Genomic DNA, 14,118 nt, shown 5'->3' with positions numbered 1-14,118 from the left:
AAAGTGATGAATAGAGAAATACAATGAATATAGCTTTTCGTAGTTTTGGAAGTTTACGATAGTTTTACTGTTTCTAACGGGGTAAAATGCTGATTTCAGATATCTTACATAAAAAACGCAATTCTCAAAAACTTACCTTTGAAGAAATAAAATATGTAATATCTTCCTACACTGCCGGAAAAATACCTGATTATCAGATGTCGGCTTTTCTTATGGCTGCTTTTATTAATGGTTTTACATCTGTGGAAACCGGTTTTTTAACAAAAGCGATGCTTGAGTCCGGCGAAACAATGGATTTATCCGGCATTGAAGGAGTAAAAATTGATAAGCATTCAACAGGGGGGGTCGGCGACGGAACGTCTTTGGTTATTGCTCCGTTGGCGGCTTCCTGCGGCGTGATTGTCCCGATGATGTCCGGGAGATCTTTAGGCCATACCGGGGGAACTTTAGATAAACTGGAATCAATCCCGGGGTTCCGGGTAAATCTATCAAAAGAAGAATTTATTCATCAGTTAAAAAAAATTGGTGTTGCCATGGCCGGACAAACAGATAAAATTGCCCCGGCTGACAAAAAAATGTATGCGCTGAGAGATGTAACCGCCACTGTTGATTCTATACCGTTAATCGCATCAAGCATAATGTCTAAAAAACTGGCCGAAGGCTGTGACGGCCTTGTTTTAGATGTAAAAACCGGCTCAGGCGCTTTTATGAAAGAAAAAACGATGGCTAAAAGATTGGCGAAAGAAATGATCGGCATTTCAAAAAGCTTCGGGAAAAAAGCAATAGCTCTCATTACCGATATGAACCAGCCGTTGGGATATGCGGTTGGCAACTCCCTTGAAGTAAAACAGGCAATTGATATAATGAAAGGCGAGGGTCCAAAAGACTTAGTTAATCTCATCATAGAAATTTCAAGCCGAATGCTTTTTATTGCCGGCGAAAAAAATACAAAAAAATCAAAAACATTGCTTGAGAATAATCTTAAAAACGGCAAGGCTTTAATGAAATTCAAAGAAATAATAGAATATCAGAGTGGAGATACCGGTGCAGTTGATAATCCTGAAAAAATACTTCCCAAAGCGCAAAAAACTCTTGAAATACTGTCCGTTGAAGAAGGTTTTGTGGAGTATGCAGACACTAAACTTGTTGGCGATGCAGCGAATCTATTAGGCGCGGGGAGGCTGACCAAAGAAGACACCATTAATCACGGTGCAGGTATAGTGTTAAAGAAAAAGCAAGGAGAACGGATTAGCAGAAAGGAACCTTTGGCAACTTTCTGTTTTGATAATGGAGCAAGTATTGAAGAGGCAAAACTGAAATTTACTGAGTCTATAAAAATAACAAAAACAACACCAAAAAAACTGTCCTTAATTTATGAGAAGTTAGAGACTTTATGAATAACTTAAACTGGATATTGCAGTCTCCTAATAATAATATTGTTGGCGAAATTTCTCATACGCTTAATATTTCATTGGCTTGCGCAAAGATCTTGGCAAATAGAGGGATTAAATCGGTAGATGAAGCAAAAATATTTCTTTTTCCTGAAATAGAAAATCTCAATAATCCGTTTCTTTTGCCTGATATGGATAAAGCGGTTTCAAGGATAAGGACTGCTATAGACAAAAAAGAGAAAATTCTGGTTTACGGTGACAGCGATGTGGACGGGGTTACGTCTGTCTACATACTTTATACGACTATCAAGTCTTTAGGCGGGGATGTATATTGGTATATTCCCAAAGACGAAGGTTACGGTCTTAAAAAAGAAATAATTGAAGAATATGCAAAAGAAAATACCGGTCTAATTATTACCGTTGACTGCGGCATATCTTCTTTTGATGAAATTTCTTATGCCAAAAATTTGAAAGTTGATACGATTGTCTGCGATCATCATGAAGTCCATCCTTCCGGCATTCCGAATGCTTATGCGGTAATAGATCCCAAAAGAGCGGATTCCAAATATCCTTTTCCCGGGCTTGCGGGATGTTCAGTTTCCTTTAAACTTTCCGAGGCGGTAATGTATTCTTTCGGGAAATATTACAATAAGGATCTTATCTTTATCGATGCAGATCACGAAAAGATATCTTTAATAAAATCAAGAAACCACACAATCACTGAAAGGCTTATTGAAAAAATCGGACTTCCTTTATTCAGGAATGAAGCATTTAAAAAGGCATTAGGATTCATCGGCTCAGGTTTGATAGTTGCATGTGATGCGGATAAAGAAAAAGAATTAATAAAAAATATTTTTGGCGTAATGTTTGAAAATGAATTCGTCGAATTAAAGGAGCTAGAAGAAAAATATTTGAATAGCAGATCCGGATCACTAGATAGTATTTCAGAATCGTTAAAAATAGTTTTAAAGGGAAACGACGAATTTAATAAGCCAAGATTAAAATATGAAATATTCTTAAGATTGGACCGGCTTGATGATTTAAGGATGAAATATTTCAGGGAAAATTATCTGGATGTCATGGCTTTAGGCACTATTGCAGACCTAGTGCCTCTTATTGATGAAAATAGGACCATTGTAAAGCACGGATTAAGGAACATTTTGCATTCAAAGAAAAAGGGTATTCAGGCATTAATAGAAAAATGCGCCAGAAAGACCGAAGAACATATTTCCGCAAAATCGGTTTCCTGGGACATAACTCCAGTGCTGAATGCTGCCGGCAGGATGGGAAAAGCTTATCTTTCTTTAGAGCTGCTTTTAGCGGATAGCGATCAAAAAGCTAAAAAATTGCTTGATGAAATATTGAAGCTGAATTCTGAAAGAAAAAATCTTCAGGCAGAAAATTCAGAAAGATTAATGGAATCTTTGCTTAATCAATGCAATCCGGATGAGGATGCTATCTTAATAGTCAAAGAAGAAAATCTTGGGCAGGGTATTCTCGGTTTGATCGCATCGCTAATAGTGCAAAAATACGGAAAACCTGCAGTTGTAATACTGGTTAACAAAGAAGAATCGGTGGGTTCCTGCCGTTCAATTCCAGGATTTGACATTGTCTCTGCTCTGGGCAAGTTGTCGGATATCCTTATAAGATACGGCGGCCATAGCCAAGCAGCGGGATTTAGCGTTAAAACAGAAAAAATAGATGAGTTTACCAGCGGCTTTAGAAAGGTAGTCAAAGAAAGTTTAGAGAAAAATGTATTGCCTCAGCTTGCAATTGATTCTGAACTTGAACCGGAAAATATCAGTTTTAATTTTTTGGACGAATTATCCTGTCTGGAACCATTCGGTGCCGGCAATCCTCATCCCGTTTTCAGCATATCGGATATGAATATATCCGAGCATTCAAAAGTCGGCAGTAACGGAAACCACCTAAAACTTAAAATGGGCAACAAAAAAATGTCTCAGATAGACGCTATCGGATGGAATCTCGGGCATTTAACGCAGGAGCTTAACAAGTTCGGTATTATTGATATTGCTTTTAATCTTGAAATAAATAACTGGCAGGACAAAAAAAAGCTGCAGATGAAAATATTAGATATTAAACCAAGCGTCACCGTATAATTTAGGAGGATCTGATGGCGAGGGAATTAGGGCCTGTAAAAATAGCGGTAATTGGTGGAAGCGGTCTTTACGAGATCGAAGGAACAGAAAATCTTGAAGATATAAAAGTCAGTACTCCGTTTGGCGAACCATCAGATATAATCAAAGTGGGAACTATTTCGGGTGTCAGGTGCGCTTTTCTTCCCAGGCACGGCGTCGGACACAGGATATTGCCTACTGAAGTTAATTCCAGGGCCAATATTTACGCTTTAAAATCTATCGGGGTAGAACAGATAATTTCTATATCTGCCTGCGGTTCTTTAAGAGAAGATGTTAAACCGAGAGATCTATTGATCCCGGACCAGATTTATGACAGGACGAAATCCCGCCCTTCAACTTTTTTTGGGGAAGGAATAGTAGGGCATATTGCATTTGCAAATCCTTTCTGCAACGAAACCAGAGATGCCGTTCACAAGGCAGTAATGGAACTGGGGATAAAACATCATTTCGGCGGAACATATATATGCATGGAGGGCCCGCAGTTTTCCACAAAGGCCGAATCAGAAGTAAACCGCAGGATGGGTTTCAGTGTTGTTGGAATGACGGCTCTTCCTGAAGCAAAACTCGCCCGCGAAGCTGAGATATGTTATGTAACGGTTGGCCTAGTAACCGATTATGATGTCTGGAAAGAAGGGGAAGAGGTAACAATAGAAACAGTAATCAGTAATTTATCAGCCAATGTTTCTAACAGCAAAAAACTCATAAAATATCTTTTACCTAAATTAGCGGAAAGAAAAAGGGAATGTGAGTGTTCAAAAGCGCTTAAAAACGCAATTTTTACAAATCCCGATAAGATAAACAGAAAAACTTTGGGAAAAATAAAATTGATTGTCGGGAAATACATTAAATGACGGCAGGGATAAGTGGTAAGGGATAAGTGATAAGTTAACAACATGGTATTTTTAAGCCTTTAACTTAATCCTTACCACTTACCCCTTATCACTGTTTTTGGGAGGTCTCGTGAGCATCTTAGTAGTCGGTTCGGTTGCGCTTGATTCAGTAAAAACTCCTTTTGGCGAAGTAAAACAAGCTTTAGGCGGATCAGGAACTTATTTTTCAATTTCAGCTTCTTATTTTACTAAAGTAAATCTAGTGGCCGTTGTCGGAAAAGATTTTCCTGAACAACATATCAAGTTACTTCAAAAGCATAAAGTTAATACGGAAGGCCTTAAAAAAGTTTCAGGCAAAACATTTCGATGGAAAGGAGAATATACTTACGACTTAAACAGGGCAATTACCTTAGATACTCAGCTTAATGTATTTGCTCATTTTAGGCCCGAAATACCCAGAAACTATAGAAAAAGTGAATTTGTTTTTTTGGGAAATATTGATCCCGAGCTTCAGTTAGAGGTTTTAAAACAGGTTGAAAAACCAAAGCTTGTTGCCTGCGATACGATGAATTTCTGGATAGAGCGCAAAAGAAAAGCATTAATAAAAGTTTTAAAATATGTGGATATACTGATTATAAATGAGGCTGAAGCTCGGCAACTCGCATCAGAAAATAATCTCGTAAAAGCAGCGCGTATAATTTCCTCATTCGGACCTAAGTCTCTCGTAGTAAAACGAGGGGAATACGGCGCTCTGTTTTTCAATCACAAACAGATATTTTCTGCTCCTGCCTATCCTCTTGAAATAATTTTTGATCCTACGGGGGCCGGGGATTCTTTTGCCGGCGGTTTTATGGGTTACATTGCGGGCTGCAAAAATCCCAGTGACGTAAATATGAGAAGAGCAATCGTTTTCGGCAGTGTTATGGCTTCGTTTAATGTGGAAGATTTCAGTCTTAACAGGCTAAAATCATTAAATAAATCCCAGATCATGAAAAGATTTCAGAATTTTAAAGAATTGACACATTTTGAAGTTCTGCAATAAACCCCGTTAGAAATTGTTGGTTGAAACGTTGATTCAAGCAGGGCTTAACCGTATGTCTAAGCCAGCTAAAATTTCTAACGGGGTAAACTAATGACGGGATAAAAAGGCGGCGGCAATGAAAAATATTTATAAGAAATTGGTTGATGCGGCAAAGAACGCAATGAAAAAATCCTATTCGCCGTACTCAAGGTTTAGGGTCGGGGCGGCTTTAATGATCAATGAAAATAAAATATACACCGGAACCAATATTGAAAACGCATCCTATGGGCTGGCCATATGCGCCGAAAGAGTTGCTATTTTTAAAGCTTTGAGCGAGGGCGAAAAAAAATTCAAGGCAATTGCTGTAATCCCAGACTCTAAAGATTTTTGTTATCCGTGCGGGGCTTGCCTGCAAGTAATGTCCGAATTTAACAAAGATATTGACATTATTTTGGGAAACAACAGGGCTAAATTTAAAATGATAAAATTGCCGCAACTATTGCCTAATTCCTTCAAATTAAATAAACGAAAAAATAATTAAAATGAATAGAGCTAAATTTGTTTTTATTTTGTTAACAACAAATATCCTTATTATGTCTCCTGTTTTTGCCTGGCAGAAAATCAAAATGGTTTCCGGCGACAAACAGACAGGTGTTGCCGGCAGTGTGCTGAAAAAGGATTTTGTTGTTCAGGTGCTTTCTGAAAACGATAAGCCCGTTTCGGGTGTTCCTGTAATTTTTTCTATAGTCAATGAAGCCGGAGAATCTCCTTCCGAGAAACTTTCAAAGGAAGAATCTTTTTTAAGCAGTCCGGTTTCTATTACTGATTCTCAAGGATATGCTTCAAACAGGCTTAATCTGGGCCGAAAGAGCAAAGGAAACATCATTATAACAGCTGCCACAAGAGATTCTCTCGGAGATCCGGCGATATTTACGGTAGCTTCTCGTTCCAAAATGTGGATATTGATTCTGTTCCTAGGGATAGTCGGAGGGCTTGGAATATTTCTTTTTGGAATGTTTTATCTAAACGATGCCCTTCAAAAAATCAGCGGGCCGAATTTAAGGAACATTTTAATTAAACTTACCAAATCGCCCTGGAAAGGGATTGGCACCGGTTTTTTTGTGACATTATTTAATCAATCCAGTTCAGCTACTACGTTTCTTGAGGTGAGCTTGGTTAGCGCCGGAGTAATGACATTTTATCAAAGTATAGCGGTCACTATGGGGGCAGAGATTGGCTCAACAATAACAGCCCAGCTGATTGCCTTTAAAATATCAGAATTTTCCGTTATTTTAGCCGGGGTCGGATTCTATATATCTTTTTTCTCCAGGAATAAGAAATGGAAAAAAATAGGAAATGCAGTTTTGGGATTTGGAATTTTGTTTCTGGGAATGAAGATTATGGCTGACTCAATGCTTCCTGTTGGACAAAATGATGCTTTTATAGAAATTATGAAAAAAGTGGAAAATCCTCTTATCGGAATTTTGATAGGTTTTGTCTTTACGATTATTATACATTCAAGCGGCGCTACTGCAGGTATTGTAATCGCTATGGCAATAGCGGGAGTAATTACGCTTAATCAGGCCATTCCGATTAATTTGGGAGCACAGGCGGGAACTTGCATAACGGCTTTATTAAGTTCTATCGGAAGAAGCCGGGAAGGTAAAAGGGTAGCTATATGGCATGTTATTCATCAGATGGCGGGGTTAATTTTAGTTTATCCTTTTTTAACAGTAATTGTTTATAAAGGAGAACCTGCCTGGATTTATTTCGTAAAACAATTCACTCAAAATGTTTTTCTGACATCTGACACGGCAAGGCAAATTGCTATGGGGCATACTATGCTTTCCGTATTTAATGCTGTTATTTTCCTGCCCATTTTACCGTTGGTAAACAAAACTTTATTGACGATTTTTCCTTCCGCAGAAAAAGAAAAAGCTTTCGGGCCAATTTATATAGATGAAGGGCTTTTGGAAAATCCTTCCTTAGCTCTTGGACAGGCCAAAAAAGAAATAGTCAGAGAAGGAAAAATTTCCAGTGAAATGTACGCGGAATCCTTGAAAGTATTTGAAACGCTGGACGTAAATTTAAGCGAGACAGTTTCTTTGAAGGATTTTAAGGTTGATATACTCAGAAATTCCATTGTGCAATATCTTGCAAAAATAGGGCAGAATACTGTTTTGAATGAAGAACAATCTTTAAAAGAGACACAGCTTCTATATATTACTGCTGATTTTGAAGCAATCGGAGATATTATTGATAAAAATATTATGCCCTTGGCGCGAAAGAAAATAAAGAATGAGCTTTGGTTTTCAGATGAAGGTTGGAAAGACATAGTGGAACTGCATTCAAGAGTTTTAAAAAATTTTGAAGCGGTGATCGGTGCTTTAGATCAGAATGATTTGGAAAATGCAAAGATTATTAGTGAAGCAAAAGCTGAAATTAACGGCTTTTCGGCAGAACTGCGTAAAAGGCATATTGACAGAATAAATGCGGGTTTAAAGGAGTCGCTTGAAACATCCAGCGTCCATCTGGACCTGATTGACCAATTCAAAAGGATAAATTCTTATATTTCAGATATCTCTACGACTCTTTTGGGGAGAATATGAGAAACAGCTTTCAGCTATCAGTCGTCAGCTCTCAGTTAAGAATGTATTACTTTGATAATCTGTTTACAAAACAGGGAAAAATCGCGGGGCTTTCCCGCCCCTGCACCCCTGGATTACTTTTCTTTACTTGCCTAAAGAAAAGTAGTCAAAAGAAATGCACCCCGTGAGCCATTCGCTCACATTTCTCAGGCGGTTTTTCAACTCGCCCCCTCGGCTTCTGCCAAGATGGGGCTCAGACACGAAAAACCGAAAACTTCCTGAAGAAATGCTCGACTCATAAGCGGCTCAATGGGGAAAAACTGTAAATACGGTTCTTAGATTCTACATTAAGAACCAAAAGTTGTTAGCTAAAAGCTGAAGGCTTATGTACTTCCCTGCAAAGCCTTCAGGATTTCTTTTCCGAATTCTTTTGCTGAATCCGGGCCGTCCGCAGTAATAATATTCCCGTCTTTTTCTACTGATTTACCCGTAAAAATTGCCCCTGAAGCTATAAGATCATTTTTAGCGGACGAAAACGAAGTCGCTTTTTTGCCTTTTAGAATTCCTGCTTTAGCAATAGTAGTCGGGGCAATGCATATTGCCGCAACGATTTTTCCGCTGTTCAGCATTTCTTGCGCAATCTTATGAGCCGTCGGATTTTCAAAATAGACTTTAGATCCTGCTCCGCCGACAAAAATAACCGCAGAATAATCATCAGGATTTAAATCACTGATAGAAATTTCAACTGGAATTGTTTTGCCGAAAACGCTTGTTGCTTCTCCCTTGGATATGCTTGCGGTAGTTGTTAGTATTCCGGCTTGTTCAAGAATGTTTTTCGGGTCAAAATACTCTTCATCACGAAAATTTGTTTGGGCAACAACAAATAGAACTTTTTTTTCTTTCATGATATCACCTCTTGGAATATCTTAAGAGTAGAATACAAAAAAATTAGTCTTTTAACAATTTGATTAGATGAAGCTCTATGGTCTTAAGACCATAATATCTTTTATTTCTTAGGCTCGCCTCGCTGCGAAGCGGGCGGAATCCCTGCCCGCCGGCAGGCGCGGCACCGAAGCACACCCCCTAGTTTTGCTTGGCCCCTAGAAATCGCGTTTGCGATTTCAAGGACTCATGTCCTGGAAATGCTTTGCATTTCACAGGGCAAAACTAAGCAGGGGGTTCCTTCTTCGCATTTATCTATGGACTTATGCCGCCAAGGCGGGATAGTTTTCCCTGCCTCCGCCATTGGCGGACGGTGCGAAGGCGGATAACAATATCTAAAAGCAAGTCAATTTGACTTTATTTAATGAAGTTGCTAAAATTAAATTCTAAAAATCGGGATATTAAAAACAAATATTATTTTGAAAAATCAATCTGTTTATTAAAAAAAGATAAGTTCATTGCGGCAGAAAATAAATGAAGTATTTAAGAATAATTTTTTCAATTCTGCTTATTCCTGTTGCGCTTTCTTTTATTGTTGAATTCTTAAAAATATCCGTAGAATTGCTGGCAAAAGTATCCATAGATACTGTTCCTTTTTGGATAGGACTATTTGGCTATTTTATATTTCAGGTTATTTTCTCAAAACCTTTGCAAACATATGTTTTTGGTCACGAATTAACTCATGCAATTTTTGGTCTTTTAAGCGGCGCAAAAATAAAAAGTTTTAAGGTTTCAACCGGCGGCGGAAGCGTTAGTCTTACCAAAACGACCCTTTTTATAGCTCTTTCTCCATATTTTATTCCAATTTATACCGTAATATTGATAGCAATCTATTGGATACTTTCAAGATTTTGGAATTTAGAAGCTTTTAATTTATACTTTCTTTTTGCTATAGGTTTTACTATCGCTTTTCATATTAGCCTGACTTACTATGCTATATCTCAAGGGCAAAGCGATTTAAAACAGTTCGGAGTATTTTTTTCGCTAATTTTTGTTTTGATAGTGAATTGCATCGTTTTATCATTCGTTTTTAAAATCGTTTTGCCTGACCAAATTAATTTGAAAAGTTATTTGAATGACAGCGCAAAAGGTATTTTAACAATCTGGCAGACGTTATACATTTTTGGGAACCAATTATGGATTTCTTTCCAGCAGACGAAATAAAAAGAAAATTATTTCATCTATTAACTCTAATCTACATTATCTTGTACTGGGTTACTCCGGTAACATTTATGCTTGTGGGATTGGGCGTAACTATTATTTTAGTTTTTTTATTTGAAATAGTCAGGCTTAAGCATACAAGGTTTAATTATTGGCTTTTAAGCCTTCTCGGCGGCGTGCATAGGGGGCATGAAACAGATAAAATATCAGGAATGGCTTTTACTTTGGCAGGCTCATTTTTTACAATACTTTTATTTTTCGGCGATAGAAATATTGTCATGGCGAGTTTTATGTATCTGGCATTCGGAGATACTTCTGCGGCTTTGATTGGAAGGGCTTTCGGAAAACATAAAATCACAAAAGATAAAACTTATGAAGGAAGCATCGCTTGTTTTATTGTATGCCTGATATGCGGATTATTTTTTCTGGAATGGCCGATAGCGATTTTGGGAGCGGTTATTGCCACTCTAATTGAATTGATCCCCTGGCCCATTAGCGATAACTTTTGGATACCCTTAGTTGCATCCGGGACACTAATCTTTTTAGTTTCAACTTTCCGTTTCTAAATGCTTACAAAAAATTCTTTCCGAACATTTTGTCTTTTCTTTTCAATAATATTTCTTTCAATTCCGTTAAACAGTTCAGAAAATAATATTTTCTACGGAAAAGGATCTGCCGGCAAAAAGCTTGTCGCGTTGACTTTTGATGACGGCCCCGGGCTTTATACAGAACCAATCCTTGAAATCCTTGCAAAGTACAACATAAAAGCGACTTTTTTTATGGAAGCCTCTCAGATAGAAAAACGACCTTTAATAGCTCGTAAAGTATTGGAAGGCGGCTTTGAAATTGGGAGTCATTCTTATAGCCATCCAAACTTTTGGAAATATGAAAAAGAAGATAAAAAAGAAATTCTTGCAAGAGAAATTGAAAAAGCCGAACAAACGATAGAAAAAATTTTAAAATTCAAGCCGGTTTTACTTCGCATGCCGTACGGATTTGTAAGACAATGGGTTAAGGATGCGGCAAGAGAAAAAAATTATAAAATCATCAGCTGGACATTCGGCTGTGACTGGAAAAAAATGTCCAAGGAAGAAATGGTGCAGCAATACCTAAAACACTTAATGCCCGGCGCTATATTTTTAATGCATGACGGGGGCGGTAAACACGAAACTACGGTTGAGTCCTTGCCCGAAATAATTGAAGGAATTCAAAAGCAGGGGTATAAAATAGTCAATATCAGTGAAATGTTTGGATTTGAGAGAAAGGAATAAATATTACGAGTTATTATTGAGAAGCTCTAAAGTAAAAAACATTGAAAATATATTTATATTATTATAAAATTATTTTCGCCCATCAAAACTAAACTTGCCTCAATAATTACTTTTTGCCGAGGTGGCCCAGCACTGTGTAATGTGCTGGATAAACTTCACAATCCGCCTTCGGCGTCTGTTCCTTGATTTTTGTTAGATTTTTGTTTTTCTCATAACTAAATACTCATTACTCATAACCGTAGTTAAATTGCCGAGGTGGCCCAGCACATTACAGTGTGCTGGATAAACTTCACAATCCGCCTTCGGCGTCTGTTCCTTGATTTTTAGTTTTGTTTTTGTTGTTACTGGTAACTAATAACTGGTCACTGGTAACTGTTATTATCGCCGAGGTGGCGGAACTGGCAGACGCGCGAGACTCAAAATCTCGAGTCACTTTGGGTGGCGTGAGGGTTCGATTCCCTCCCTCGGCATCCTAAAAAAATACAAAAATGATTCGTTTTGGAGTTCATTGTTCTATAAGAAACGGCCTGAAAAATGCAATATTTGAGGCAGAGAGAATCGGATGCGAGGCTGTCCAGATTTTCACAAGAAGCCCAAGGATGTGGAAGCACGGTTTTTCTTCCCAAAAAGATATAGATGAATTTAAAAGTTTAAGAAATGTAAAAAAAATCTATCCTTTAGTTGTTCATACCCCGTATTTACCAAATCTTGCAACATCAAAGTCTAAACTATACAAACTTTCACTAAATTCTTTAGAAGAAGATTTATCGTTTTGCGAAAAAATTGCAGCCGATTATTTAGTTATTCATCCTGGAGCATATTCCGAAGGGGCAACTCGTGAAAATGGTATAAAAAGAATAACAAACGGAATAAATAAGGTGCTTAATAAGGTCAAAGGGAAAACAATACTCCTTTTAGAAAATGTTGCCGGCGGAGGAAGGAGAATAGGAAAAGATTTTATTGAAATTTCTCAAATGATCAAAGGAATAAAAAATAGAAATCGTATCGGAGTTTGTTTTGATACAGCACATGCCTTCGGCGCAGGGTATGATTTATCCGATAAGGAATGTATTAATGATATCCTTGAAAAATTTAATTCAATAATCGGACTTAAATATATGAAGGTAATTCATTTCAACGATTCAATGGCGCATTTAGGAAGCCAGAAAGACCGTCATCACCATTTAGGAAAAGGTCATATCGGGCTGGAAGGATTCAAATATTTGATAAAAAAAGTAAAAAATGAAGTTGAGGCGGGGATTTTGGAGACACCAAAGGATTCTTTGAGGGCTGACAAAAGGAACCTGTCAATTCTTTTCAGATTAAGAAAAGGCCATACAACCTCGTAGGTTGTATAGGCGGGGATTTAAAATGGAAATAGTTGTAGAAAAAATTGTATATCCCGGAAGATCTTTAGGAAGAGGGGGGGATGGTATTGCTGTTTTTACTGAAGGCGGGCTCCCGGGAGAAAGATTGGACGTTAAAATTACAAAAAATAAAAAAACATTTAAAGAAGCATATATTGGAAAAATAATAAAATCTTCGGATATTAGGATTTCGTCTAAATGTCCCTCGTTTGGGAAATGCGGAGGATGCAGTTTCCAGCATACATCTTATGAAAATCAGCTGAAAATAAAACAAACATACGTGAATGAACTTCTTTCGCCTTTTAAAACCGATATTCATCCTATTGTGCCTAGTCCAAATCAGTGGGGGTATAGGAACAAAATGGAATTCAGTTTTTTTGACAAGGATGGAATCGTATCTTTAGGCCTTCATCAAAAGGGTGAATTTGACAAGTATCTGTCTATTCCGCCGTGCTATATAGCGGACGAGGATTTTCTTGATTTATCTGAAACTATTACTGCTTTTGCAAACAAGTCAAAACTTACTGTGTATAACAAAAAAACACATAACGGATTTTACAGGCATTTAGTTTTAAGAAAAGCTCAAAATAGCGGAGAAATTCTTGTAAACATAGTTACAAATTCAAATAATCATATTTCCGAAAGTATTTTTTATGAACTTGTACAGAGTTTGAAAAATAAAATAACCAGTTTCTATTGGACAATTAACTCGGGGGTTTCGGACGCTGTTTTGTCTGAAAGGACTATATTGTTAAGCGGGAAAAATGAAATTGAGGAAAGATTAAAAATTAAAAACCGGTTATATTCATTTTTAATTTCACCGTTTTCTTTTTTCCAGACTAACACATCGGCTTGTGAAAAACTTTACGATAAGGTAATTGATTGTTTTGATCCCGACAAAAAAGATTCTGTTTTAGATCTTTATTGCGGGACAGGCACAATTGCCATTATTCTTGCGCCTTATGTAAGTGAAGTTTTGGGTGTTGACGGAAACGAAGAAGCAATTAGAAATGCAAGTATTAATGCAGAAAAAAATAAAATAGTGAACAGTTCGTTTATGTCAATGCGGGTAGAAAAATGGATAAAGGAATGCGATCCCCAAAAATATGACTCTATCGTTGTTGATCCCCCAAGATCAGGTTTGACGCAAAAAGTTATTTCATTTATATTAACCGGGGATTTTAAAAAAATCGTATATGTTTCATGCAATCCGTCTACTTTAGCAAGAGATCTTAATTTGCTTATTGAAGGGAATAAATTTAAAATAGAAAAAATTATTCCCGTAGATATGTTTCCGCAGACTTACCATGTTGAGATGGTTGTATCTCTTAATAATTCGGGGACACGTACTTAATTATTTTGCACCGTTTCCACCTACGAGGTGGAAA

Annotated in this window: 12 protein-coding genes and 1 tRNA gene; 12 read left to right on the top strand and 1 reads right to left on the bottom strand. The window is 37.3% G+C overall.

What is annotated here, in order from left to right:
* Positions 1 to 86: 86 nt before the first annotated feature.
* The 6 genes from NT145_04345 (at position 87) to NT145_04320 (ending at position 8,010) form a co-directional block, all read left to right on the top strand.
* Entirely contained in the window at positions 87 to 1,397 is a 1,311-nt protein-coding gene (locus NT145_04345; GenBank protein MCX5781919.1) for a thymidine phosphorylase, read from the top strand.
* The gene (recJ, locus tag NT145_04340) at positions 1,394 to 3,511 is read left to right on the top strand and encodes a single-stranded-DNA-specific exonuclease RecJ (GenBank protein MCX5781918.1); all 2,118 of its coding nucleotides are present in this window, start codon (positions 1,394 to 1,396) and stop codon (positions 3,509 to 3,511) included. The genes NT145_04345 and recJ overlap by 4 nt, the downstream gene beginning before the upstream one ends.
* 14 nt (positions 3,512 to 3,525) lie before the next feature.
* The gene (gene mtnP / locus NT145_04335) at positions 3,526 to 4,401 is read left to right on the top strand and encodes an S-methyl-5'-thioadenosine phosphorylase (GenBank protein MCX5781917.1); all 876 of its coding nucleotides are present in this window, start codon (positions 3,526 to 3,528) and stop codon (positions 4,399 to 4,401) included.
* A 109-nt stretch (positions 4,402 to 4,510) separates the two neighbouring features.
* Positions 4,511 to 5,422, top strand: a complete 912-nt coding sequence (locus tag NT145_04330) for a PfkB family carbohydrate kinase (GenBank protein ID MCX5781916.1) — start codon at positions 4,511 to 4,513, stop codon at positions 5,420 to 5,422.
* Positions 5,423 to 5,537: 115 nt separating this feature from the next.
* Positions 5,538 to 5,942, top strand: a complete 405-nt coding sequence (cdd, locus tag NT145_04325) for a cytidine deaminase (GenBank protein MCX5781915.1) — start codon at positions 5,538 to 5,540, stop codon at positions 5,940 to 5,942.
* A 1-nt stretch (position 5,943) separates the two neighbouring features.
* A complete protein-coding gene (locus tag NT145_04320) occupies positions 5,944 to 8,010 on the top strand; it encodes a Na/Pi cotransporter family protein (GenBank protein MCX5781914.1) in 2,067 nt (688 codons plus the stop codon).
* Positions 8,011 to 8,372: 362 nt separating this feature from the next.
* On the opposite strand, the gene NT145_04315 is transcribed toward NT145_04320, so the two are convergent.
* Entirely contained in the window at positions 8,373 to 8,894 is a 522-nt protein-coding gene (locus NT145_04315; protein MCX5781913.1) for a DJ-1/PfpI family protein, read from the bottom strand.
* A gap of 511 nt (positions 8,895 to 9,405) precedes the next feature.
* On the opposite strand from NT145_04315, the gene NT145_04310 reads away from it, so the two are divergent.
* The 6 genes from NT145_04310 (at position 9,406) to rlmD (ending at position 14,084) form a co-directional block, all read left to right on the top strand.
* Complete coding sequence (locus NT145_04310; GenBank protein MCX5781912.1) at positions 9,406 to 10,095, top strand: hypothetical protein; 690 nt, start codon at positions 9,406 to 9,408, stop codon at positions 10,093 to 10,095.
* A complete protein-coding gene (locus NT145_04305; protein ID MCX5781911.1) occupies positions 10,068 to 10,658 on the top strand; it encodes a hypothetical protein in 591 nt (196 codons plus the stop codon). The genes NT145_04310 and NT145_04305 overlap by 28 nt, the downstream gene beginning before the upstream one ends.
* The gene (locus NT145_04300; protein ID MCX5781910.1) at positions 10,659 to 11,363 is read left to right on the top strand and encodes a polysaccharide deacetylase family protein; all 705 of its coding nucleotides are present in this window, start codon (positions 10,659 to 10,661) and stop codon (positions 11,361 to 11,363) included. It begins immediately after the preceding gene.
* A 383-nt stretch (positions 11,364 to 11,746) separates the two neighbouring features.
* Positions 11,747 to 11,833: transfer RNA gene (locus tag NT145_04295), tRNA-Leu, on the top strand.
* Positions 11,834 to 11,851: 18 nt separating this feature from the next.
* Positions 11,852 to 12,712, top strand: coding sequence for a deoxyribonuclease IV (locus tag NT145_04290; GenBank protein MCX5781909.1), 861 nt, complete (start codon positions 11,852 to 11,854; stop codon positions 12,710 to 12,712).
* A 22-nt stretch (positions 12,713 to 12,734) separates the two neighbouring features.
* Positions 12,735 to 14,084, top strand: a complete 1,350-nt coding sequence (rlmD, locus tag NT145_04285; GenBank protein MCX5781908.1) for a 23S rRNA (uracil(1939)-C(5))-methyltransferase RlmD — start codon at positions 12,735 to 12,737, stop codon at positions 14,082 to 14,084.
* Positions 14,085 to 14,118 lie beyond the last annotated feature (34 nt).

The sequence above is a fragment of the Elusimicrobiota bacterium genome (assembly GCA_026388075.1).
In the GTDB taxonomy this organism is placed as follows: domain Bacteria; phylum Elusimicrobiota; class Endomicrobiia; order Endomicrobiales; family JAPLKN01; genus JAPLKN01.
The sequence above is the reverse complement of the archived record's forward strand: the minus strand, read 5'-3'. Positions and strand labels throughout refer to the sequence as shown.